The following is a 23,609-nucleotide window of genomic DNA, read 5'->3' as shown; positions in this document are numbered from 1 at the left end:
ATCCATCTTGGGAATCAACGGTATAGTGATATTTTAAGAAGTATTCCATATATGAGTCATACTGAGTTAAATAGAAAGCTATCTATACTTATAGAAAGAAATGTTATAGATAAAGTAGTTGATGAGGAGAATACATACTATTCTTTACTTAGCTTTGGTAAAGATTTAGTACATATTTTCTACCATTTAGAAGATTTAGAAGAGAAGTATTTTCAACATTCTTAAGGAGCCGACGCATGTCTTCTATAATAACAAATAAAGAACTATTTATTTGGCAAAATATATAATAAATAAAAAGTCTCCATCAATTTATTGATGAAGACTTTCTATTAACTATTTAGTTTCAAAAGCTATACCTAAAGTATTTGGCCCACAATGGCATGATATTGTACAACTTGCAATTGTTACATGAATTTTCTTAAAATCCGTATGTTCTAGTATTGTATTCTTGGCAAGTTCTATATACTCAGGATCTATTCCAGAATGAACAATAAAAATATGTTCCTTATTAATATTATCATAGCTTGATAATTTATCATTTATATATTTTACAATAACCTTATTTAATGTTCCTCTATATTTGTTTCCTAAGTCCATGGCACCAGATTTATTGTCTACATTAATAACAGGCTTGATTTTTAATAAATTTGCTCCTAGAGATGAGGTCCTTGAACAACGCCCCCCAGCATGTAAAAAATCTAAAGTATCAAGAACGAAACTCATATGTATGTTCTCTCTATGACTATTTAATCTATCGCTAATTTCCTTTGCTGATAATCCTTCTTTTATCATATTAGCTGCCTTTAATACCAAAAGAGCAGAACCAGTGGAAAGGTTGTGTGAATCTATAGGATAGATTCCCTTCAACTCATTCGATACTATACAACAATTATTATAACTACTTGTAAGTGCACTTCCTAGGTTAACATGTATTATCTCATAGCCATCATCTATCCAAGGCTTGAAATAACTATAATACTCTGCAACATTTATAGCAGATGTTTTCGGTAAAATCTTCTTTTCAGAATATACTCTAAAGATTTCGGCAGGTGTAATATCTACATTATCCTTATAAGTATTTTCATCTAGAAGAATGGTATAAGGAAAACTATTAACATTATGATGCCCTATTAATTCATGATTTAGATCACAGGTGCTATCAGCACTTAATATTATCTTTTTCATTTTGAGTAATCCTTCCTAAATATATTGATTGAAAATTTTTATTTTAGATTGACTAATGGAAAATATGACTAATATGTATGAATAATAATATCTAATACTATGACTTTTGTCAATTTAATATTATTTCAAAAATATAAAAAGAATCAATTCCATCTAATATTTAGATGAGATTGATTCTTTTCTTACTATAACTCATTAGCAAAGCCTTTTTTACGCCATTTGCCTTTTTTATAGAAAATTGTAGTTATAATTGCTCCAACTGTCCAAGAAACCAGTAGGGAAATAAATGTGGATTCAGGTCGTCCTGTTGGATAAGCTTCACTTCTTGTAAGGTAAGCAATGCCATAAGCCACAGGAACACGAAGAACAACTGTAGTAATTAGTGAAATCCACATAGGTGTAACTGTATCCCCTGCACCACGCATAACTCCTGATAAACTCTGTGTTACAGCCATTGCAATATAACCTACTGCTAGGATTCGCATCATATGCATACTTAAATCAACAAGTTCTGCTGTATCAGTGAAAACACCCATAAGATATCTGCCAAAAATTAAAATCAAAATAGTTATTACAGTGGAAACTCCAACAGCTATCATAGTACCATCTTTAGTTCCCTTTTCCACTCTATCCATTTTATTTGCCCCTATATTTTGTCCAGTATAGGTTGTCATCGCACTGCCAAAAGAGAAATTTGGCATCATGGCAAATCCATCCACACGCATAACAATTACGTTGCAAGCTATAACCATCTCTCCGAAACTATTAGTTAGAGATTGTACAACAATCATTGCAAGAGAGAATATTGCCTGTGTAAGACCAGATGGTAATCCCAGTTTTATTAGTCTATAGGAAAACTCCTTGTCTAATTTTAGCATTGCCCAGTTCAAGTCGAAGTTGTCTTTCATTTTCATTAGTTTAATGATACAAAGTATTGCTGATATTCCTTGTGCAATAATAGTTGCTAGTGCAACACCTGGGACACCCATATTAAGTCCAGCAACAAACCAAATATCAAGCACTACGTTTAAAACTGTGGAGATAAGTAGAAATATAAGTGCCGATAGAGAATCACCAAGACCACGAAGAACACCAGCTAAAATATTATAATAAGCAAAGCCTGCAATACCTACGAAATAAATAATAAGATAATTTGCACACCAATCAATAATGGTATCTGGTGTATTGAGAAAAGAAAGTAATGGGCGGGTAACAATAGGACCGATAACCATAATAATTATTGATGCAATAGCAGTCAAAGATATACATACACCAATAGTATGAGAAAGTTTTTTTCGATCCTTAGCTCCAAAGTACTGAGCTACCATTATGCCTGCACCCACAGAAATTCCAACAAAGAGTACGAGTAAAAGGTTTAATATAGGGGATGCACTTCCAACAGCAGCAAGTGCGTTATCGCCAACATATTTACCGACGATGATGGAATCAGCAGTATTATAAAATTGCTGTGCTATATTACCGATAAGCATTGGTATCGCGAATTCAGTAATTCGCTTCCAAGGCGTACCCTCTGTTAAATCTTTGGGAGCAAATAGTTCTTTAAGTCTTGTCATATCTCTACCTCCTACATTAACTTAATAAGCTATAGAATTTTCTATATGGATTTATCCTTAGAGCAAGTAAAATCTAGTTTATAATAGTTATTATAACTTGTCAATTTATATATGAAAATAAAATTAATAATTATTAATTTTAGAATAAAATTATATTCCAAAAGAGGAGGTATAAATGCATAAATATAAAGTGATGATTAAGGTAATCATCACTTTATATGAACTAAGCCTTTGAAATTTATTAATACTTAATAAATTTTGAACCAGCAACGTTACAGATACTACATTTCTCTGGAACAAATTTTTCAATATTTCCACAAACTGGACATAGATAGTAGAAAACTTCTTCCGTTTGATCAATATTTTCTAAAGCTTCTTTGTATAGTTTTGCATGGACTTTTTCAGCTTCCATAGCATAAGTAAAAGTTTGAACTGCTGCTTTATTTCCTTCTGCTTCTGCAGCTTCTATAAATGGTGGATACATGCTCTCAAATTCATATGTCTCTCCATTGATTCCATCTTCAAGATTTTCAGCAGTTGATCCAATCTTACCTGCTACTTGGAAATGTCTAAGAGCATGAATAGTTTCAGCGTCAGAAGCTGCTTTAAATAGCTTCGCCGCATTTAGTTTTCCTTCTGTTTCTGCCTTTTTTGCATATGATAAGTACTTTCTGTTTGCTTGGGATTCTCCAGCAAATGCCTCCATAAGATTATTAAGTGTTTTGTTATTTTCCATTTTATCTCCTCCATTTTATTTAATTAATATTTTCAAAAGACTATATTGTCTTTAGATATCATTATTTTTTTTAATACATTTTGGACATATACCTTTAAAATACACATCCTTATGATTAACTTTGAAACTACCTAAGCCCTCTGCCGCCAATGAATCAAAGTCTATATTAAAATCAAAAATTTCTCCGCAAGATTCACACTTAAAATGTCCATGATTTTCAGTTGTGGCATCATATCGAGTTTCATTGTCTTCTATTGTTATAACTCTTACTAGATTGGCATTTACTAAAGCATTTAGAGTGTTATAAATTGTTGTTTTTGACAATGTAGGAACTTCCTTTTGTAAATCAGTATATATCTGATCAACAGTGGGATGAGTTTTATGATTATTTATATATTCTAAAACCTTTAATCTTTGGTGAGAAAGACGAATATTCCTATTTTTTAATTCATTAGTTAGTTCTTCAAAAGTTGTATTCATATGCCTCACATCCTTTATATATTTAGGATTACAATAAATAAGTTAGATTTATTATTAAGTTGTAATGATTACAATATAATTATAATTATAAAATTAAAAGATGTCAAGTAAAAACTTTAAGTAATTTTGTCCTAGAACATGATGCTTGAAAATCAGTAAAATAAAGTATAAAATAAAAAATAGTGTTAAGATTCTATGAAAAAAATCCAATAAAAAGCTTAAAAGTAAATACTTAATTTTGAATTGGTAATTAATGCGAAAGGAATTACATAAAATGAGAACTAGAGTCAAAAGGATTTTTTCCATGTTTTTACCATTTAGTTTGATTATATTTGCCTATATTTTATTTACTAAGACTAATACAATGTCAGATGCACAACTAGATATAATAAGACTTTCTCCCTATGTAATATTTTTTATAGGAATTGTCATTGCTTGGAGATTTAATCGCAGTCGAGAATTTTTTGTATTAATAATTCTTACTCTATGTTTAAGTGTAATACAATACACAAAAAGTGATTCTATTAGTTCAACGGAAGCAGCTGATATGTATTCAATAATTTGCCTAATGATTCCCATAAATATTGCATTGTTCTCATTTCTAAAAGAGCGGGGGATAATAAGTCTATGGGGAGCTATACGTATAGGAATTATCGTTGGGCAATTATTATTTGCACTTTGGTTGATTTATTCAGGTGAGAGATACATTTTAGACCTAATCAATAAAGATATATTATCTATAAATATTGATGCAATAAATTCAATACCTCAGATATCAGTAATAGTATTTTTAATAACTCTAGTGATACTTATTACTAGAGAGGTATCATATAAATCTTCTCAGGATGTATCTTTTATTGCTGTATTATTGTCATTATTTTATGTACTAGAAAATAATAGCAGTCAAATACTATGCTCCGTATTTTTTGCAGTTTCAGGACTTATTCTTATAGTTGCAATAATTCAGGACTCTTATTATATGGCATTTTCTGATGAACTTACGGGTTTACCATCCAGAAGAGCTTTAAAACAAGATATGATGAAACTAGGCGTTAACTATTCAATTGCTATGCTAGACATTGATTATTTTAAAAAATTTAATGATAAATATGGACATGACACAGGAGATGAGGTCTTAAAGCTAGTTGCTTCCATTATAAAGAATGTCACAGGGGGAGGTAAATCTTACCGTTACGGTGGAGAGGAATTTACAATACTTTTCCCAGGAAAATCTATAAGTGAAGTGTTTCCGCACCTTGAAGAATTAAGAGAAAAAATATCACAGAGAGGGTTTACAATTCGCGGGAAGGATCGTCCGAAGAATAAACCTAAAAAGAAAACAAAAACCTTAAAGTCTTCAAAACAAATTTTTATAACAGTGAGTATAGGAGTTGCCCAGAAGAATGAAAACTATAGAACACCAGATGATGTTTTAAAATCTGCAGATAAGGCTTTATATCGTGCTAAGAAGAAAGGTAGAAACTGCGTTAGTAAATGATTTAAATATAGAAAATTATTTTATATATTTAAGTATCTGAAATATATTGTATAATGTTTATATATGAATAAGTATAATATATTAAATAAGATAGAAGGTGTTAAATTATATATAAATAATATTTAAAGATTTAAACAAACATTAGATAGGGGGATTTACTTATGGATACCATAATTTTAGTAATAAAATCAATAATATTAGGAATCGTAGAAGGATTGACCGAATTTTTGCCAGTTTCTTCAACGGGGCATTTAGTCATATTTCAGAACTTAATAGGTTTCAAAGGAACAAATCAAAGTTATGTTGAGATGTATACATATGTTATACAATTAGGTGCCATATTAGCAGTAGTTATTCTTTATTGGAAGAAAATAAAGGAAACTATTATAAATTTTTTTCCTCAAAAAGTAGGGTATGAAAAGTCTGGATTTAAGTTTTGGTTTATGATATTTATTGCTTGTATTCCTGGAGGTGTTTTCGGAATATTATTAGATGATTTAGCAGATAAATACTTATTTAACCCTGTATCTGTAGCCATAACATTATTCCTTGGTGGAATATGGATGATATATGCAGAGAATAAATTTAGAAACAATAGAAATAAAAGCAAAAGCTTAAATGTTACAGCAAAACAAGCAATTACAATTGGATTATTCCAGTGTTTAGCCATAATTCCAGGAATGTCACGTTCAGCTTCAACAATTATAGGTGGATGGGTGTCAGGGCTTTCTACTGTTGCAGCTGCCGAGTTTTCTTTCTTTTTAGCAATTCCAGTTATGGTAGGAATGAGCTTTTTAAAGATTATAAAGATTGGAGGAATAGCTGTTCTTACAGTTCCCGAACTTATTTCTCTTGCTGTGGGATTCGTGGTATCATTTATAGTAGCGTTAATTGTAATCAATAAATTTATTTCATACTTAAAGAAAAAGCCTATGAGGATATTTGCATTCTACAGAATGGTATTTGCTATTATTGTGTTAATAGCAGGACTTACAGGAATATTTCAATAAAATAATTAATGGAGTAAGAGGTGATCACCTCCTACTCCATTTCTTTTTTAATTCTTGCAGTTTTTTACAAATTGTCCTTCCTTCATAATTACTTCCATTTTTTCAACACAAATATTATGAATATCTAAAAGAGGATTATCTTGAAGAACTATTAGATCGGCAAATTTGCCTTCTTCTAATGTTCCTGTAATATCATCTACCTTTAACATTTCTGCACCATTTTTAGTAGCGGCCAATATTACTTCCATCTCTGATAAACCTGCTTTGTTTAAGGCATACATTTCTGTTATAGCATATTTTCCATAAGGAGTTAAGCTGCTACAGAATGAATCTGATCCTACTGTGATTCGGATACCTTTCTTATTTGCATTTTGCAGATTGTCAATTATTCGATTCAATTCCTTCTCAGCAGTTGTATTGCCTGGATACTTATCATGTATAGGTCTATAAGGTGGCTCATAGACTGTAAACCATTCATAGAAGAATTGCAAAGTAGGACAGAAGGTAATATCTTTTTCCTTCATAATCTCTAAACATTCTTCATTCAATTCTTGTCCATGGATAATAGAAGATACACCTGCTTTACATGAATTTAAAGCACCTTCATAGCCCTCAGCATGGGACCATACAGGTATTCCAACCATGTTACACTCGTCAACTACTGCTTGAATTTCTTCCATTGAATAATGAGTAGCAGCCTTAGCATCATATCTCCATATTCCTCCGCCTGTGGACCAGATTTTAACCGCATCTGGATTTTCACGGAGTCTTTTTCTAATGGCTTTTCTAAGTTCCCATGGTCCATCTACTCTTTCTGCCCATGGATGAGAATCATTATTATAATCTAATGGCAATTTATGAGAATCCCCATGTCCAGCAGTTCTGCAAAATCCAAGACCTGTTGTAATAACCCTAGGTCCGGGAATAATACCTTGCTCAATCATATTTCTGATATGTATTCCAGAGCGAGAAATTTCTCCAACTGTTGTTAATCCATGTTCTAAAGCCTCTCTAGCTTGTGCTACAGCAACTATAGTTTTTTGAATAACTGGTTCAAGTACCCATTCTGTATCATTATCACTTAAATTTCCACTAAAATGAAGATGTGCATCAATTAAACCAGGCATAATAGTTTTACCAGTTATATCAATTACTTCACCATCGAATTTAGTATCTGTAATAGGTCCAGCATATTTGATTTTTTTATCCTCTACAACTACCATAGAGTTTTCGATTACTTCTCCTGTACCATTTATTAATAGACCGCCAGTAAATATAAACTTACTCACTATGTATTCGCCCCCTTATAGTAATATTCATATACATTTTAACCTTTAATACTCCACTAATCAATCATTAAATTTATGCAAGTTTTTTTAAAATGTGATAGAATTATAATAATATTGAAAGCAAGAAAATATCGAGTAGGTGATAAAATGGCTGAATATTATACTGCAGATTTTAAGAACATTGCTGATATTATGAATGAAGATATTATATTTGCAGAGGAATCAATATCTATAGAGTCGGCCTTGAGAGAAATGCTTATAAGATCCAGATATGAGATTGTAATAGTTAAAGAACTTAAAAATAAGGCTGATTATAACAATGCTTTAGGGATTATTACAATTGAAGATATAGGGAAATTAGTTAAGAAGGAGATAAATCTTAAAGACAAGGTTGGAAATTGGATAAAGGGTGATGTAACTGGCATCAATGTAGAGGAAAGCATAAGGACGTCAAAGCTCCTTATGAAGGAAAAAGGTGTAGAAACATTGCTGGTTTTAAGGGAGGAAAAAATAGTAGGAATATTGACACCCTTGGAATTGTTCAGACATCAGGATTTCCAAAGAGATGAAATAGAGCTTCAGCTAAGGCTGATATTAGGTAATCTTCATGAAGCAGTATGTGTCATAAATACTTCTGGTATAGTTACATTTTGGAATGCTAGTTCTGAAAAATTATATGGTATAGAGGCAAATGAAATAGTAGGATCTCATATAGAAAAATTCTTTCCTAATGCTTTGCTTATAAGGGTTCTGAAGGAGAAAAGAACTTTCCAAAACTTAAAATATAAGCCTAAGGATGAATCAGATGTAATAATATCTGCTACCCCCCTTATATATAAAGGGGAACTAATAGGAGCAGTTTCTACGGATAGAGATCTTAATGAAATCACCAATTTATATATGGAATTAGATAGAGAAAAGACAAAGGTGGAAATCTTAAAGCAACAAATGAAGGAAATAACTCAGGATAAATATTTCTTTGGTAAGATTATCGGTAAGTCTAAGGCCTTAGTAGATGCCATGACTATAGCTAAACAAGTAGCTAAAACAGATGCAAGCGTATTAATCACTGGTGAAAGCGGAACTGGAAAAGAAGTATTTTCAAGGGCTATACATCAGGAAAGTGATAGAAAAGGAGATTTTATTCCAGTTAATTGTAGTGCTATACCTTCAAATCTTTTAGAATCTGAATTATTCGGATATGTGGAGGGGGCCTTTACAGGTGCTTATAAGAAAGGAAGACCAGGAAAGTTTGAACTAGCCAATGGTGGAACTTTATTTTTAGACGAGATTGGTGATATGCCTTTACTTATGCAGGCAAAGCTACTTAGAGTATTACAAGATGGAATCGTGTATAGAGTAGGAAGCAGTAAATCTATAAAGGTAGATGCAAGGATAATAGCTGCAACAAATAAAGACTTGCAACAACTTATGGAGGAAGGTAAATTTAGAGAGGACCTTTATTATAGATTAAATGTGGTATCCATACAAATACCTCCGCTTAGAGAACGAAAGGAAGATATACCAGAGCTTATAAATAATTTTATTGAAGAATTCTCAGAGAAAAATAATAAAGGAAAGATAGATATATCTCCAGATGCCATGAAGATACTGTCAGACTATCATTGGAGAGGTAATATCAGGGAATTAAAAAACACTATTGAAAGATTAGTAATTTTATCTAAGAATAATATAATTGAGAGTAATGATATACCTGCAGAAATAATAAGCAGTACAAATATGTCTCCTTTTATAAATTTGGATATAGACAATTCCTTTGATTTAAAGAATGCTGTAGAGGAATTTGAAAAGAATATAATTATAAATGCTTTAGCCACAGTAAAAGGTAATAAAGTTCAAGCAGCAGAATTACTGAATATAAAAAGATCTACACTATATTATAAATTAGACTTATACAATTTAACTGAATATTTTTCATAACATTGAATCTAAATAGGTATTTAAAAGAAAGTGTCAATTAATTGACATTCGAGTACAAAAAACTGACACTGGCTTTGTAGTTATTTTATCATGATAAATAATATTAATATCATTGTTATTATATATCAACTTGGTTAATGACTAGGTTTCTATAAAAAATATCTATAATAGGTGCGAATTAAATAAACCTAATATATGTCAGATATCTGACATATATTAGGTTTATTTTTATTTAATAAAGAAAAAAGATGTAATAATTAACAAATCAATGAAAAAGTTAAGAGACGTTTCATTCTTTGAAAGCATTGAAAATGTGTGGTTTATAGTGATTGAAGGTTATGAGAAATAAATTACAAAGTGCAAATATATTAGATAATGGGGTAATGGCATAATATTTGCATAGTAAATAATAAACAAATAATTATCAATATTTATTGTTGGGAGGAAGAAAATGGCATTATATAGAATTCCGCTAAGACAACATGTAGGTGCTCCTTGTGTAGCAACAGTACAAATAGGAGATGAGGTATTAAGAGGCCAATGTATTGCTGATCCAAATGGACTTGGAGCTAAAATACATTCTAGTGTGTCAGGTAAGATTATAAATATAACAGAAGAAGCTATTGAAATAGAAGGAGAAGTTATAGATAAACAAGATTATGTAAAAATAAAAAAATGTGAATCTATAGTAGAAATTGCCTATGAAGCTGGAATAGTAGGTGCTGGCGGAGCTGGATTTCCTACTCATATAAAGCTTAAATCAGAAATTCCAGATGGATATGTAATTGCAAACTGTGTAGAGTGTGAGCCGATTTTAAATCATAATATAAGACTTTTAGAAGAAAATCCTGAGATAGTTATAAAAGGTATTAGATATGCTATGGAATCTACAAAGGCTCCAAAAGGATATATAGCAATAAAAGCTAAAAATAAGAGAGCCATTGAATCATTGAAAAGTGCAATTGGTGAGGCAAAGGATATTGAAGTAAAAGAACTTAGAGATATGTATCCTATGGGAGAAGAAAGAGCAATAATTCATGAAATCTTTGGTAAATGGCTTACTCCAGAGCAGCTGCCTATTGAAGCCAAATGTGTAGTTATGAATGGTGAGACTTTGGCAAACCTTACAAGGGCAGTTGAGGATTTAAAACCTGTAATTGATAAGGATATTACAGTAGGCGGTAAATTAAAAAGTGGTAAAGAAGCGAATGTTTTCTTCCAAGTACCTATTGGTACTCCAATAAACAATCTCATTAATGAATGTGGAGGAATTGATGGAGATTTTGGTGAAGTAGTAATTGGAGGACCGTATACAGGAAAATCTGGAGATATTCATAGTTCTGTAGTTACTAAAATATCTGGCGGTGCCATAGTTACTATTCCTTTACCGGAATTTGATGGACCAATTGGACTTCTTGTATGTGCGTGTGGTGCAGACGAATCTAGACTTAGGGATATAGCTGAAAAAATGAAATCAGAAGTTGTTGCTGTAACAAAATGCAAAAATATTGTAGAAGTAAGAGGTACAAATAAATGCCTTACACCTGGGGACTGCCCTGGACAGGTTCAAGGAGTAATGCATCTTAAGAGAAATGGTGCCAAAAGAATTTTAATATCAAACTGTAGTGATTGTACAAATACGGTAATGTGTTGTGCTCCTAATATGGGGATACCGGTATATCATCATACAGATCATATATTTAGAACAGTTGATCATGAATTAACAAGAAGACTTCCTATGGAAGAAGAAAAATAGATTTTATCGAGGAGGTATGAATATGTCAATAAGCGCTGATGAAGCACAAAAGTTTAAAGATGAAGTTGCTGTAGTATGCTGTAGAACAGAGGCAGGGACAATAATATCAGCAGATAATCTGGAAGATCCAAATATATTTCCTGATCTTGTAGATTCAGGATTACTTTCTATACCAGAAAATGCTGCTAAGATAGGACAGGTTATTGGAGCTAAACTCTTAAAGACTATTGATTCATTGACACCTATAACACCAGAAATTATAGAGGGAATGAAGGTAGAAGGAACAGTTGATACAAATATAGAAAAGCTTATAGACTCAGATAAGAAGGCAGTATTAAAATTTAATATGAAGGCTGGAGATGTGATTAAGGCAGCTGATTTAGAAAATCCAATTAATTTTGACAAACTAGAGGATTCACTTCTGATTAAACTGGGTGACGGGGTGTTGACAAGAGGAGAAGTTATTGGAGCAAAACTTAATCAGAACGTACCAGCCTTACACCTGTTATTCCAGATATACTAGAAGGATTTAGTGTATCATCAGAAAAAGAAGTTATAGAAGCACCTTCTATAGCAAGCTCCATACAAGGTGGAGTACTAAAAATAAAAATAGCCGAAGGAAAAGGAATAGATATCGAAGTTCCTTTAGGAGGATATTCAATATCACCAACTTCAGCAATGCCAGTGCAGACTGTAGTAGCAGAAGCACCTTTAGCGGCAGAGAAAGTAGAAATGAAGGATGAAGAAGTTCCTGCTAAAGAAATCAGAAGGCTTGTTAAAAAACATTTCCAAATAGATGAAGTTAAATTTGGACCAGAAACTAAAATTGATGGGACTACTTTATATATCAGAGAAAATATTGGAGAAGATGCAGTTAAGGTAGATGAATTGGTAAAAAAGATAAAGGTAGAGATTATCACTCCTGATAAATATAATATGTATTCAGAAACCATAATGGATGTTCAGCCTATAGCAACAAAAGAAGAAGGAAGTAAATTAGGCACAGGAGTAACTAGAGTACTCGATGGAGTAATCATAATGGTAACTGGTACTGATGAAAATGGAGTTCAAATCGGTGAATTTGGTTCATCAGAAGGTATTCTTGAAGAAAATATTATGTGGGGAAGACCTGGTGCTCCTGATAAAGGGGAAATATTTATAAAACTGAGGTTGTAATTAAAGAGCATACTAACATGGAAAGACCAGGACCTCTTGCAGCTCATAAGGCTACAGATTTTATCACGCAAGAAATTAGAGATGTATTAAAAAAATTAGATGAGTCTTTAGTAGTAAATGAGGAATTATTTATTCAAACAAGAAGACATGGAAAGAAAAAGGTAGTAATAGTTAAAGAGATTATGGGACAGGGTGCTATGCATGATAATTTAATACTTCCTGTTGAACCAGTTGGAGTGCTGGGTGCTAAACCAAATGTTGACCTTGGCAATGTTCCAGTAGTTTGTTCACCATTAGAAATATTAGACGGGGCTATACATGCACTTACTTGTATAGGACCTGCATCTAAGGAATGTTCAAGACATTATTGGAGAGAGCCTCTTGTAATGGAAGCACTTAAAGATGAAGAGTTGGACCTATGTGCAGTTATATTAGTTGGAAGTCCTCAAATCAACTCTGAAAAATTCTATGTATCTGAAAGAGTTGGTATGACAGTTGAAGCTATGGATGTTCATGGTGCATTTGTTACTACAGAAGGATTTGGAAATAATCATATTGATTTTGCCAGCCATATTGAACAAATAGGTATGAGAGGAATACCAGTAGTTGGCTCATCATTCTGTGCAGTTCAAGGTGCATTAGTAGTTGGTAATAAGTATATGACACATATGATAGACCACAATAAATCAGAAGCAGGAATAGAGAATGAAGTATTATCCTGTAATACATTGACCAAAGAAGATGCACTTAGGGCAATTGCAATGTTAAAATCTGCCATTGCCAATGAAGAAGTAGCTCAGCCTGAAAGAAAATGGAATCCAAATGTTAAGGAAAATAATCTAGAATTAATAGAGAAGACAACAGGGATGAAAATTGAAAGACCAGAAAACGAAACTTCCATTCCAATGAGTGAAAAAAGAAAAGAAAAATATAGTTAATAAAATTAGGGTGCTAAAATGAAATATATTGATAATGTAAGATATATGGAAGGTATTATTGTTGAAGTAAGTGATGGTGCTGTAAGTATAGATTTCAAAGGAAGATTAGGATTTTTAAAGATTCCAATGAGAATGTTGATTACTGACTATCCACTAGAAGTGGGTCAGGAAGTTTGCCTCAATATGAGCTATGTGGAAGTTTTAAGTCCTATACCAAATGATAAATATATAAGTAATTTAGATAAGAAAAAGGATAAGGAGGTAAAGTAATGAGCCTAACGGTAGTGAAGGGATTACAATCTGAAATATTTGTACCAATTACACCACCACCAGTATGGACTCCTGTAACTAAAGAGTTGAAGGAGATGACCGTTGCTTTAGTTACAGCGGCTGGTGTTCACGAGAAAAAAGATAAAAGATTTAATCTTGCTGGCGACTTTTCTTTTAGAGAAGTCAAAGATACAACTCCATCCAGTGAATTAATGGTATCACATGGCGGATATGATAATGGAGATGTCAATAAGGATATTAACTGTATGTTTCCAATAGATAGATTACATGAGCTTGCAAAGGATGGAATTATAGAAAGAGTTGCCCCAGTTCATATTGGATTCATGGGTGGCGGAGGAAACCAAGAGAAATTTAAGAATGAAACAGGACCAGAAATTGCAAGGATACTTAAAGAAGAAGGTGTAGATGCTGTATTGATGACTGCAGGATGAGGTACTTGCCACCGCTCTGCCGTGATTGTGCAGAGAGCGATTGAAGAAGCAGGTATACCAACTATAATAATAGCTGCTCTTCCTCCAGTAGTAAGACAAAATGGTACTCCTAGAGCAGTTGCTCCATTAGTACCTATGGGAGCAAATGCAGGAGCTCCTAATGATATAGAAATGCAATATAATATTTGTAAAGAATCTTTACGAAAATTAATAGAAATCGATACTCCGGGAAAAATAGTTCCTCTTCCATATGAATATATAGCAAAAGTTTAAGAGATATGATAAATTTATTAGAAAGAGATTGCAGATATAGTAAAATATAGCTGCAATCTTATCTGATGAATAGTGACAGTGAAAAGGAATGATGATATGATGCTTGAAAAGGATGAAATTGAAAAAAGAAGGCTTGTAATAAAAAGTTTTCATATAAATGAAGTTCAGCTTTCATCTGAAACATCTATTGAGGACGGAGTATTGAGGGTAAATAAAGATTTAATTGATGAGATATTAAAAACAGAGCCTTTAATTGAGAGAATTGATTTAAATATAATAGAACCAAGAGCCCATAATAGATGGACTAATAGTATTATGGATATAATACCTATATCTGTAAAGGTCTTAGGTGTCTTAGGTGAAGGTATAACTCATACTATTACAGGAGCTTGTTTTATGCTTACAGGAGTTGATGCTGAGGGAATGCAAGTTGCAGAATTCGGCTCATCAGAAGGGATATTGAAAGACCAGTTGTCCTTGAATAAGGCTGGTACTCCAGCTGATACGGATATTATTATTTCTTTTGATGTAGTGCTTAAAGCTGGGGAAGGTCACCGCAGACAAGGACCAACAGCGGCTCATAGAGCTTGTGATAAAATGGTGCAGGATATTAGAGAAGTCCTGAAAAGGTTAAAACCCAATAGTTTTACTGAAAGACATGAGTACTATGACATAGCGAAACCGGGAAAGAAAAAAGTGGTTATAATAAAGCAAGTTGCTGGACAAGGTGCTATGTATGATACTCAATTGTTTTCAAAGGAGCCTTCAGGATTTGCAGGAGGACGATCTATAATAGACATGGGAAATGTACCTATTATAGTGAGTCCCAACGAATATAGAGATGGTGCAATAAGAGCGATGCATTGATTCAAATATGTAAAGCTATTCTATTAAAGGATGGTGTGTATATATGGGAATTGGACCTTCAACAAAAGAAACTACTCTCCATCATTTTAGAGATCCAATATTAAATATAGTATCTAATGATAAGGATATTGACTTATTAGGAATTATTATTGTGGGAACACCTCAAGATAATGAGGATAAATATTTTGTTGGCAGGAGAGCTGCCGCTTGGGTAGAGGCCATGAGAGCCGACGGAGTAATAATTTCTGCAGATGGCTGGGGAAATAGCCATGTAGATTATGCAAATACAATAGAAGAAATCGGAAAGAGAAATATTCCGGTAGTGGGAATTAGTTTTGTTGGTACTCAAGCCCAGTTTGTTGTAAAGAATAGATATATGGATACCATAGTAGATATTAATAAATCTAAAGATGGTATAGAGACTGAAGTAGTTGGAGAAAACACATTATCAGAATTAGATGCTAAAAAAGCCTTAGCATTGCTGAAGCTAAAGATGAGAAATAAAGAATCTAAAGAATAGAAATTAGGTTATTTGCATAAAGGATTGTTAAAAATCAAACTATAGTCAAAGGAGAGTAAGACATGAACTTTAGTAAAAGCTTACACGCAATTGATTCCCATACAATGGGAGAACCGAATAGAACTATAATAGGTGGATTACCTACTATACCTGGAAAGACTATGGCAGAGAAAAAAGAGTACTTAGAAAATCATTTAGATTATATAAGAACAGCTGTAATGCATGAACCAAGGGGACATAATGATATGTTTGGCTCCATAATTACTGCACCTACATTACCAGAGGCTGACTTAGGAATAATCTTTATGGATGGCGGCGGATATCTAAATATGTGTGGACATGGCACTATTGGTGCAGCTACTATTGCAGTGGAAACTGGAATGGTGGAAGTTACCGAACCAACTACAGATATAGTGTTAGAAGCTCCTGCTGGCTTAGTTAAAGCTAAGGTAAAAGTGGAAAGGGGAAAGGCTAAAGAGGTTTCAGTAGTCAATGTTCCTTCCTTCTTATATAAAAAAGATGTGCAAGTAGATGTACCGGATATCGGCACAGTTACCTTTGATATTTCATTTGGCGGCAGTTTCTTTGCATAGTAAAAGATAGTGAATTAAAGGTTGATATTGACCCGAAAAATACTAATCTAATAATTGAAAGAGCTATGAAGCTAAGAGAGATCATTAACAAGGAAATCCAAGTACAACATCCAACTCAGGGACATATAAAGACCGTTGATTTAGTGGAGGTATATGGACAACCTAAAAGCGAAGATGCAGATTATCAAAACGTAGTAATATTTGGCTCAGGACAGGCTGACAGATCACCATGCGGAACTGGTACAAGTGCAAAAATGGCAACATTATATGCTAAGGGAGAACTAGGTATTAATGAACCTTTTACATATGAAAGTATAATTAATACTAAATTTAAAGGAAGAATTTTAGAAGAAACTGCTGTTGGTGAATTTAAAGCTGTTATACCTGAAATAACAGGTTCTGCTTTTATAACAGGATTTAACCACTTAGTAATAGACGAAGAAGATCCAGTAGGATATGGATTTATTTTGAAATAAATAGGAATTAAACGCTAGAATTTTGTATATTTTAGATTAAAGAAGAATAAATAATTTTTATTCTCATAGATTTTGTTAAATAGTTTATAGAAGTAAAAGGACTTCGTGATGGCAAAGAAGTCCTTTTGCTTATTTTATTGTTACATTTAAATATTTCACTAATTCAAATAAAAATAAGATAGATAGTAACTATTCTACTTTCTTACAAGTATAAATCATTTGATAACTATCATTTTTTATGGGAGATTCATTCCAGTCACTGTAAATATTTAAAACTTCTAATTTATGAGCAAGTAAAAGTCGTTCCATTTCTTTTGGGAATACATATCTTAAACTTATTTTTGTTCTTTTTTCATCTATAACTTCACCATCTTGGTTTTTAGATCTTCTAATTGTAATATAATGTTGAAGTTGACTAAGAGAATCATAATTACTTATAGTATAAACATCTACTTTGTTTTTAGTATCACTATCTATATAGCTTTTCCAATATTCCTCTCCACTTGGTTGTAATAGTTCTTCTATACTTGGAAATCTCGTTTCAAAAATGAAAATTCCTCCAATGTCTAAGTGATTGTTTACAGAAGATAATAGTCCATCTTGGGCTTCATTTGTAAGGAAATGTTGAAAAGAGTTCCCAACTGAATATATAAACTTACTTTTTATATTTAGATTTAACTTAGTGCAATCTTGCTCTACCCACTGTATTTGTAAATTAAGATTAGATGCCTTTTTTTTAGCTTCTTCTAGCATTCCTCTATGAAGATCTACACCAATAAGAGAATATCCTTCGCTTGCTAAGGGAATAGTTGCTCTTCCAGTTCCGCAAGCTAAATCGATGATAGGCCCTTTTGTCTGTGAAGCCCATTTTAAAAGGAGTGAAATTTCGTCTAAGCCTTTATTTTCTTTGTCGTATAGGATTGGATCATTATATTCTTCAAAATTATCTAATATCATTTTATTGTCCATAAAACTTTCTCCTTTGATATAAAAATTTTAGAATTCATATGAAAAAAATACATCTCTTAAATAATAAAAATCTTAGTATGATAACTAACAGGCTTTATAAGCTAAAACTCAATGATTAGTTAAGTTCTTCAATTTTCCTATAATCTTAAGACGATTTATAGGGCATATTGTATAATAGGGTTAAGATTAAGTCAACATCCGCTGTAGGTTTAAATTAATTATATTTAAAGTAGGCATATTAGTAATAATTCTAAAGAGAAAAATAGATGTATAAAATTTTGCTCAAACATATGTTTGAACTTTTGTTCTTCTTGTGGTATAATTTACCTAAAATAATCGGTAATGAGGTGTTAGTGGTGGATGTTCTAGAGAAATTAAAGATATTATCTGATGCAGCTAAATATGATGTATCTTGCTCATCTAGTGGGAGTAATAGAAAAAACAAGAATGGTGGATTAGGAGATGCAAAAGCTTGTGGAATATGCCATAGCTGGTCAGATGATGGAAGATGTATTTCTTTATTAAAGATTTTAATGACTAATTATTGCATCTATGATTGTGTTTATTGCATCAATAGGTCTTCTAATGATCTACCTAGGGCTATTTTTACTCCAGAGGAGATAGTTGATTTAACTATAAATTTCTATAAAAGAAATTATATTGAAGGATTGTTTTTAAGCTCTGCTGTATTTAAATCACCTAATCATACTATGGAAATGATTTTTCAAGTAGTTAGGAATCTAAGAGAGGAACAAAACTTCAATGGATATATCCATACAAAAGCAATACCAGGGGCAGATAGGGAAATGGTTGAAAAAGTTGGTAGATATGTGGATAGAATGAGTGTAAATATAGAATTACCCACAGAAGAAGGATTAAAACTCTTAGCACCTCAAAAGAATAAAGAAAGTATCTTAAAGCCTATGGGCCTAATCAAAACAGGAATCACCCAATACGTAGAGGAAAAGAAAAAGTTTCGCTTTAGTCCAAAATTTGTTCCAGCCGGACAGACTACACAATTAATAGTAGGAGCAACTGTGGATAATGATTTAAAGATATTAAGATTATCTGAAGGTCTATATAATTCTTATAATCTTAAAAGAGTATACTATTCAGCCTTTGTACCTGTGTCAAATAATCCTAAGCTTCCATTGATTAAATCTCCCCCGCTGGTGAGAGAAAATAGACTTTATCAAGCAGATTGGCTGCTTAGATTTTATGGATTTGAAGCAAAGGAATTATTAGATGAAGATAAACCTGATTTTGATTTAGCATTAGACCCTAAATGCGATTGGGCACTTCGCAATATTCATTTATTTCCAGTAGAGATAAATAAAGCAGATTACGATATGCTTTTAAGAGTACCCGGTATTGGAGTAAAATCAGCAATGAAGATAATTCAAGCAAGAAGATTTTCATCTATAGATTTTTATGATTTAAAAAAGCTGGGAATTGTCTTGAAAAGAGCTCAATATTTTATTACCTGTAAAGGAAAATATTATGGAGTAAAGTCCATGGATAGCCAAATAATCCGTAATCAATTAGTAGAGGGTCCACAACTAGGAAAAAACTATCAGCAATTATCTTTATTTGACCAAGTCTCTCTTGAAGATAAATATATTCAGATAGGAGGTCAACTTTGATGCTTCATTATATTTATGATGGTAGCTTTGATGGACTCTTGACTTCAATTTATGAGGCTTATTATAGAAGAGAGGATATTGAGGATATAGTACCTAAAGACAGTATGGAAGAAAATTTTCTAGTACAGAAGGTTTTTATTTCAACAGATGGAGAAAAATCTAGAAAGGTATATGAGGCTATAGAAAACAAGATTTCGGAAGAAGCTTTAAAAAGAGTATTCTATGCTTATTTATCTGAGTTACCAAGACATGGAATAACAATACTTAAATACCTTCAATTAGGATTTAAATTTGGACCTCAAGTAGATTTGAACTTATCAAATGATATCATATTAAAAATGGATAATATTAATTATAAGGTGGGCATGGAAAAGCACAGGATGTTGGGACTTATTAGGTTTAAGCAACTTGAAAATGGGATACTTTATTCTTCTATAGAACCAGACTACAATATCGTAGGATTACTGGCACCTCATTTTGCATCTAGAATGATGAATGAAAACTGGGCAATACACGATGTAAAGAGAGGAATCGGTGTACTTTATAACAAAAAAGAATGGGTTATCAAAGATATAGAAGTCACCGATTCTTTAATGATAAAAGAAGATGAGGAAGATTATCAGGAGCTTTGGAAAGCATATTTTAAATCTATAGCTATTCAAAGTAGAATTAATCCAAAACTACAAAAAAGAAATATGCCAATGAGGTATTGGAAGCATTTGGTGGAGAAGTGATTTGAAATAAACTATTCTCAAAATACTGATTCAATAAATAGGGAAAAGATATAATAGAGTTATCTTTTCCTACTATCTTTAACAAGGAGTTCAGAACAGTGAGCATATGACGTGGCTAAGCCATTACCATAATCAATAATTACTGTTTTACCATATGCGATTTTCTATAAACTGGTTTCTCTTTTAAGTCTGTGTAATGCCCATAGAAAGCTGATGCCACACATAATGGCAAATAGGAGAAGTATATAGAATATTCTTGCAGGCTCAATATTTCCGTACAGAATTAGAGAACGTAACGCGTCAATTATATGGGTAAAAGGGTTAAGTTTGATTGCAATAGCAAAAATGCCTTTTATTTCATTAACGGGAAACAAAGCCGTACTAAGAAAGAATATGGGTAATACGATTGCGTTCATAACGGTTTCATATACAACTTCATTGGGAAGAATAAGGCTAATTGTATACGATAGACCCGCCATAAAGAACGCTGTTAGAAATACTAATAAAAGAATAAATAGTATTCCTGTTAAGCCAGTAGCGACTTTAACAGAGAATAAAAGGCTGACAATACTCATTATTCCTACTTCAAGAAACGTACATAAAACAGCTTCTAAAAGTTGTCCTAATACGATAGAGCTTCTTCGGACAGGAGCGATTAACACTCGGTAAAAACTTCCCTCTGATTTCATCATGTAATTCATAATTCCGCTGCTGCTGCAAGTGGAAAAGCTAACTAATATGACCAAACCAGGCAAAATGAAAGCGGTGTAGTTTTCAATCCCTGTATTCCTCATAGTTTGTCCTGCAACCGCGCTATAAAGGATTAACCAAAGTATGGGCTGTAAAATGGTAGTAACGATTGTAAAAGCATTATAAAAACGCCATTTGATATTTCTCTGTAAAATTGTAAAAACACTCATTCACATTCCCCCTATTCATTCTTTGCAGTTAAGCGTAAGAATACATCTTCCAAAGTAGGCTGCGATATTTGAATCCCATTATAGGGATATGGCTCTCTATTAAAAAAAGGTTTATCTTTTCTAAGTCAGCATGGCTATCCTTTGTATTGATGATAATGGTATCATTCTGTAAACGCACTTCTTTCAAGGAGCAATGTTCTGCAATATGGGTGACATATTCTTTTGCTTCTGCATTGGTTATAAACCTAATTTGCAAGGTATCTTGTCTGATATATGTCCTTAATTCAAATGGAGTTCCCTGTATTACTTCCTTTCCGTCTTTCATAATGCAGACAGTATCACTTAAACTGTCTGCTTCCTCCAAATAATGCGTTGTCAGAAAAATGGTTGTCCCGAAATCATCACGGATTTTCTTCATCATTTCCCACATAGCCATACGGGACTGAATATCCATTCCAACAGTAGGCTCGTCTAAAAACAAGATTTTTGGTTTTGACATCATATTAAGCGCAATATCAAGCCGCCTTTTGATACCGCCGGAATAGGAAGATACAGGATATTCCATATACTGTTTTAAGCCGAAATCAGAAATAAGGGTTTCCATGCGCTTTTTTGCTTCTGTTTTCGGAATTCTGTATAGTCGGCTTTGAAACATCATATTTTCCACTAAAGATAAATGCGTATCAATAGAGGTCTGCTGTGCAACACAAGCGATTTCTGAACGGATAGCCGCCGCTTCCCTAAAAATGTCTTTCCCTAACATCATAATTGTTCCAGAAGTAGGTTTTAAGTAAGTGGTTAATATGCGGATAAGCGTAGATTTTCCTGCACCATTTTGCCCTAACAGGGAAAAAATTTCGCCCGTCTTTACAGATAAGTTGAGATGTCTTAATGCCTGTACCCCATTCTTATACCGCTTATCTATGTTTTTTGCTTGAATGGCATACATGGTTATTCCTCCTTAATCGGGAAGTGGATTTCCGTAATGTATTTATCGGAATTACCTTTTAAGAGCATTCCTGGTCCTTTGATAAAGACCTCCCGAAAAGGGGGGATTAGTACGAGTCTCTTATCAGCCGCATATTTATCAATGGCGTTATAGGCATTAAAAAGTGTTTCATAAGATCCAATATGAGTAACGCATACTGCCTTTATCCGTGGCATTTCTTTTACTTCAATCCCGTTTCCATTTGGAGTTTCTTCAGTTGGTACGCATAATTCCATATTCCCCACTTTGGTTTCCGGGTTCATGGATAAGTAATTAAAAAACGGTGCGCCGCTGGTTTTACCACGGATTGACTTGAAAACATTTGGGAAAACCTTGTTAGCTTCGGTGGCCATTCCATTGTATTTCATATAAGCTATTCTCATAGGTTCAATATCTCTGATTTCGATTTGATAGTTCATAAATCAACTCTCCTTTTCTTTTTTACGGCAATCCATACTTCGGAATGACCGTTTAATGTTTTTTTCTCATAAATAGGGTATACCTCAATGTCCGGAAGCCCTGCATATTCGTAACCAGAAAACGGCAGCCACTCTATATAAAAACGCTGAAAAACACTTTGCACATTTTCTTTGAAACGTCCGTCATTTTCAAAGACTACCCATGTGGCGGCAGGTATTTCATACCCGTACATGCCTGTTGGTATAGGTTTGTCAGTAGCCGCAGCAATGTAGTAGAAAATATCTTTTGGACTTTGATAAATGCTGACACCTAATATTCCTTGCGGCTCTTGATTGGAAAGCTGGCATATTGGGGAAAATTGTTGTCCCTGTAATGTATTGTTCCAAAAGACAGGAACAGACTTCTGATTTTCCTCCATATCCTCAACTAATGGGGTACGAATACCAACGATACGCATAGCTTCTTTTTCTGCAATGTAATATGACATAGCACTTCCTCCCGTAACTTTAACTGAAAATTTAATTGGCGGGTACGCATTTAATGTGATTCCCATATTTCTAGCAGCAGCTGGGGCAATGCCATGAACATTCTGAAATGCCCGGTTAAAAGAGGTGGGAGACGTATACCCGTATTTAAGGGCAATGTCTATAACCTTTTTATCTGTCTGCTGTAATTCAAAAGCCGCCTGAGTCATTCTACGGCGACGAATATAATTTGATAAGGGAATACCCGCAACGTAAGAAAACATACGCTGAAAATAATAGGTTGAACAGCAAGCGATACTGGCTGCTTCTTCATAGGATATTTCTTTATCCAAATTATTTTCTATATACTCTATGGCATTGCTTAAATTGTTCAGCCATTCCATTTGTGTGTACCTCCTTGTGAATATCATATCTGA

General features: G+C 32.9%; 24 protein-coding genes and 1 pseudogene. 15 read left to right on the top strand and 10 right to left on the bottom strand.

What is annotated here, in order from left to right; genetic code table 11:
• Positions 1-225: helix-turn-helix domain-containing protein (locus CIW83_RS16165; RefSeq protein WP_094903080.1), on the top strand; the 225-nt coding region annotated here is incomplete at its 5' end.
• Positions 226-333: 108 nt separating this feature from the next.
• Here CIW83_RS16165 and CIW83_RS16160 read toward each other — a convergent pair.
• From CIW83_RS16160 to CIW83_RS16145, 4 genes are all read right to left on the bottom strand, one after another.
• Positions 334-1,185, bottom strand: a complete 852-nt coding sequence (locus CIW83_RS16160; protein WP_094903070.1) for a DegV family protein — start codon at positions 1,183-1,185, stop codon at positions 334-336.
• Between the two features lie 185 nt (positions 1,186-1,370).
• Positions 1,371-2,759 (bottom strand): MATE family efflux transporter, encoded by a 1,389-nt coding sequence (locus tag CIW83_RS16155; RefSeq protein WP_094903068.1) that lies wholly within the window; start codon positions 2,757-2,759, stop codon positions 1,371-1,373.
• Positions 2,760-3,000: 241 nt separating this feature from the next.
• Positions 3,001-3,495 (bottom strand): rubrerythrin family protein, encoded by a 495-nt coding sequence (locus tag CIW83_RS16150; protein ID WP_094903066.1) that lies wholly within the window; start codon positions 3,493-3,495, stop codon positions 3,001-3,003.
• 51 nt (positions 3,496-3,546) lie between these two features.
• Positions 3,547-3,975: a Fur family transcriptional regulator gene (locus tag CIW83_RS16145; RefSeq protein WP_094903064.1), complete on the bottom strand. Its 429-nt coding sequence runs from the start codon at positions 3,973-3,975 to the stop codon at positions 3,547-3,549.
• A 274-nt stretch (positions 3,976-4,249) separates the two neighbouring features.
• Here CIW83_RS16145 and CIW83_RS16140 point away from each other — a divergent pair, with 274 nt between their 5' ends.
• Both CIW83_RS16140 and CIW83_RS16135 read left to right on the top strand, forming a co-directional pair.
• Positions 4,250-5,473, top strand: coding sequence for a GGDEF domain-containing protein (locus CIW83_RS16140; protein WP_158220151.1), 1,224 nt, complete (start codon positions 4,250-4,252; stop codon positions 5,471-5,473).
• A 161-nt stretch (positions 5,474-5,634) separates the two neighbouring features.
• On the top strand, positions 5,635-6,483 hold the full coding sequence (locus CIW83_RS16135; protein ID WP_094903060.1) for an undecaprenyl-diphosphate phosphatase: 849 nt from the start codon (positions 5,635-5,637) through the stop codon (positions 6,481-6,483).
• A 47-nt stretch (positions 6,484-6,530) separates the two neighbouring features.
• Here the strand turns inward: CIW83_RS16135 and CIW83_RS16130 are convergent, their stop codons facing one another.
• The gene (locus CIW83_RS16130) at positions 6,531-7,772 is read right to left on the bottom strand and encodes an amidohydrolase family protein (RefSeq protein ID WP_094903058.1); all 1,242 of its coding nucleotides are present in this window, start codon (positions 7,770-7,772) and stop codon (positions 6,531-6,533) included.
• A 147-nt stretch (positions 7,773-7,919) separates the two neighbouring features.
• Between CIW83_RS16130 and prdR the strand changes: the two genes are divergently transcribed.
• From prdR to CIW83_RS24955, 10 genes and pseudogenes are all read left to right on the top strand, one after another.
• On the top strand, positions 7,920-9,713 hold the full coding sequence (gene prdR, locus CIW83_RS16125) for a sigma-54 dependent transcriptional regulator PrdR (protein ID WP_158220150.1): 1,794 nt from the start codon (positions 7,920-7,922) through the stop codon (positions 9,711-9,713).
• Positions 9,714-10,164: 451 nt separating this feature from the next.
• Entirely contained in the window at positions 10,165-11,469 is a 1,305-nt protein-coding gene (prdC, locus tag CIW83_RS16120) for a proline reductase-associated electron transfer protein PrdC (RefSeq protein WP_094903054.1), read from the top strand.
• A 22-nt stretch (positions 11,470-11,491) separates the two neighbouring features.
• Positions 11,492-11,992 carry a hypothetical protein gene (locus CIW83_RS23185; RefSeq protein ID WP_201259956.1) on the top strand — a complete coding sequence of 167 codons (501 nt, stop codon included), beginning with the start codon at positions 11,492-11,494 and terminating at the stop codon, positions 11,990-11,992.
• A 161-nt stretch (positions 11,993-12,153) separates the two neighbouring features.
• Entirely contained in the window at positions 12,154-12,645 is a 492-nt protein-coding gene (locus CIW83_RS23180) for a glycine/sarcosine/betaine reductase component B subunit (RefSeq protein ID WP_201259955.1), read from the top strand.
• A 17-nt stretch (positions 12,646-12,662) separates the two neighbouring features.
• A complete protein-coding gene (locus CIW83_RS23175; protein ID WP_201259954.1) occupies positions 12,663-13,583 on the top strand; it encodes a glycine/sarcosine/betaine reductase component B subunit in 921 nt (306 codons plus the stop codon).
• Between the two features lie 18 nt (positions 13,584-13,601).
• Positions 13,602-13,853, top strand: a complete 252-nt coding sequence (locus CIW83_RS16110; protein ID WP_094903052.1) for a CBO2463/CBO2479 domain-containing protein — start codon at positions 13,602-13,604, stop codon at positions 13,851-13,853.
• Positions 13,853-14,578, top strand: coding sequence for a D-proline reductase (dithiol) protein PrdB (prdB, locus tag CIW83_RS24480; protein ID WP_094903050.1), 726 nt, complete (start codon positions 13,853-13,855; stop codon positions 14,576-14,578). The genes CIW83_RS16110 and prdB overlap by 1 nt, the downstream gene beginning before the upstream one ends.
• 78 nt (positions 14,579-14,656) lie before the next feature.
• Positions 14,657-15,445: a proline reductase cluster protein PrdD gene (prdD, locus tag CIW83_RS24475; protein WP_201259951.1), complete on the top strand. Its 789-nt coding sequence runs from the start codon at positions 14,657-14,659 to the stop codon at positions 15,443-15,445.
• A 43-nt stretch (positions 15,446-15,488) separates the two neighbouring features.
• Complete coding sequence (locus tag CIW83_RS24470) at positions 15,489-15,965, top strand: glycine/sarcosine/betaine reductase component B subunit (protein WP_094903048.1); 477 nt, start codon at positions 15,489-15,491, stop codon at positions 15,963-15,965.
• Between the two features lie 62 nt (positions 15,966-16,027).
• Positions 16,028-17,034 (top strand): annotated as a pseudogene (locus CIW83_RS24955) (proline racemase).
• Positions 17,035-17,223: 189 nt separating this feature from the next.
• Here the strand turns inward: CIW83_RS24955 and CIW83_RS16085 are convergent.
• Positions 17,224-18,003 carry a class I SAM-dependent methyltransferase gene (locus tag CIW83_RS16085; RefSeq protein WP_201259949.1) on the bottom strand — a complete coding sequence of 260 codons (780 nt, stop codon included), beginning with the start codon at positions 18,001-18,003 and terminating at the stop codon, positions 17,224-17,226.
• A gap of 356 nt (positions 18,004-18,359) precedes the next feature.
• Here CIW83_RS16085 and CIW83_RS16080 point away from each other — a divergent pair, with 356 nt between their 5' ends.
• The gene (locus tag CIW83_RS16080) at positions 18,360-19,646 is read left to right on the top strand and encodes a putative DNA modification/repair radical SAM protein (RefSeq protein ID WP_094903046.1); all 1,287 of its coding nucleotides are present in this window, start codon (positions 18,360-18,362) and stop codon (positions 19,644-19,646) included.
• Positions 19,646-20,380, top strand: coding sequence for a TIGR03915 family putative DNA repair protein (locus CIW83_RS16075; RefSeq protein ID WP_094903044.1), 735 nt, complete (start codon positions 19,646-19,648; stop codon positions 20,378-20,380). Before CIW83_RS16080 ends, CIW83_RS16075 begins: the two co-directional genes overlap by 1 nt.
• Before the next feature lie 164 nt (positions 20,381-20,544).
• Here CIW83_RS16075 and CIW83_RS16070 read toward each other — a convergent pair whose 3' ends face one another.
• The 4 genes from CIW83_RS16070 to CIW83_RS16055 are packed head-to-tail and all read right to left on the bottom strand — an operon-like array spanning position 20,545 to position 23,576.
• Positions 20,545-21,300 (bottom strand): ABC transporter permease, encoded by a 756-nt coding sequence (locus tag CIW83_RS16070; RefSeq protein ID WP_094903042.1) that lies wholly within the window; start codon positions 21,298-21,300, stop codon positions 20,545-20,547.
• A gap of 28 nt (positions 21,301-21,328) precedes the next feature.
• Complete coding sequence (locus CIW83_RS16065; protein ID WP_235601370.1) at positions 21,329-22,249, bottom strand: ABC transporter ATP-binding protein; 921 nt, start codon at positions 22,247-22,249, stop codon at positions 21,329-21,331.
• 2 nt (positions 22,250-22,251) lie between these two features.
• Positions 22,252-22,707: a GyrI-like domain-containing protein gene (locus CIW83_RS16060; protein WP_094903040.1), complete on the bottom strand. Its 456-nt coding sequence runs from the start codon at positions 22,705-22,707 to the stop codon at positions 22,252-22,254.
• Complete coding sequence (locus CIW83_RS16055) at positions 22,704-23,576, bottom strand: AraC family transcriptional regulator (protein ID WP_094903038.1); 873 nt, start codon at positions 23,574-23,576, stop codon at positions 22,704-22,706. Before CIW83_RS16055 ends, CIW83_RS16060 begins: the two co-directional genes overlap by 4 nt.
• Between the last annotated feature and the right edge of the window lie 33 nt (positions 23,577-23,609).

This window comes from Tissierella sp. P1 (genome assembly GCF_002266425.1).
Classification (GTDB): domain Bacteria; phylum Bacillota; class Clostridia; order Tissierellales; family Tissierellaceae; genus Tissierella; species Tissierella carlieri.
This window is presented reverse-complemented; position numbering and strand designations above follow the sequence as displayed.

Excerpts from the sequence above, each read along its gene's own strand:
- CIW83_RS16160 (WP_094903070.1), bottom strand. The coding sequence starts at position 1,185 with ATGAAAAAGATAATATTAAGTGCTGATAGCACCTGTGATCTAAATCAT.
- CIW83_RS16155 (WP_094903068.1), bottom strand. The coding sequence starts at position 2,759 with ATGACAAGACTTAAAGAACTATTTGCTCCCAAAGATTTAACAGAGGGT.
- CIW83_RS16150 (WP_094903066.1), bottom strand. The coding sequence starts at position 3,495 with ATGGAAAATAACAAAACACTTAATAATCTTATGGAGGCATTTGCTGGA.
- CIW83_RS16145 (WP_094903064.1), bottom strand. The coding sequence starts at position 3,975 with ATGAATACAACTTTTGAAGAACTAACTAATGAATTAAAAAATAGGAAT.
- CIW83_RS16140 (WP_158220151.1), top strand. The coding sequence starts at position 4,250 with ATGAGAACTAGAGTCAAAAGGATTTTTTCCATGTTTTTACCATTTAGT.
- CIW83_RS16135 (WP_094903060.1), top strand. The coding sequence starts at position 5,635 with ATGGATACCATAATTTTAGTAATAAAATCAATAATATTAGGAATCGTA.
- prdR (WP_158220150.1), top strand. The coding sequence starts at position 7,920 with ATGGCTGAATATTATACTGCAGATTTTAAGAACATTGCTGATATTATG.
- prdC (WP_094903054.1), top strand. The coding sequence starts at position 10,165 with ATGGCATTATATAGAATTCCGCTAAGACAACATGTAGGTGCTCCTTGT.
- CIW83_RS23185 (WP_201259956.1), top strand. The coding sequence starts at position 11,492 with ATGTCAATAAGCGCTGATGAAGCACAAAAGTTTAAAGATGAAGTTGCT.
- CIW83_RS23175 (WP_201259954.1), top strand. The coding sequence starts at position 12,663 with ATGGAAAGACCAGGACCTCTTGCAGCTCATAAGGCTACAGATTTTATC.
- CIW83_RS16110 (WP_094903052.1), top strand. The coding sequence starts at position 13,602 with ATGAAATATATTGATAATGTAAGATATATGGAAGGTATTATTGTTGAA.
- CIW83_RS24470 (WP_094903048.1), top strand. The coding sequence starts at position 15,489 with ATGGGAATTGGACCTTCAACAAAAGAAACTACTCTCCATCATTTTAGA.
- CIW83_RS16085 (WP_201259949.1), bottom strand. The coding sequence starts at position 18,003 with ATGGACAATAAAATGATATTAGATAATTTTGAAGAATATAATGATCCA.
- CIW83_RS16075 (WP_094903044.1), top strand. The coding sequence starts at position 19,646 with ATGCTTCATTATATTTATGATGGTAGCTTTGATGGACTCTTGACTTCA.
- CIW83_RS16070 (WP_094903042.1), bottom strand. The coding sequence starts at position 21,300 with ATGAGTGTTTTTACAATTTTACAGAGAAATATCAAATGGCGTTTTTAT.
- CIW83_RS16065 (WP_235601370.1), bottom strand. The coding sequence starts at position 22,249 with ATGTATGCCATTCAAGCAAAAAACATAGATAAGCGGTATAAGAATGGG.
- CIW83_RS16060 (WP_094903040.1), bottom strand. The coding sequence starts at position 22,707 with ATGAACTATCAAATCGAAATCAGAGATATTGAACCTATGAGAATAGCT.
- CIW83_RS16055 (WP_094903038.1), bottom strand. The coding sequence starts at position 23,576 with ATGGAATGGCTGAACAATTTAAGCAATGCCATAGAGTATATAGAAAAT.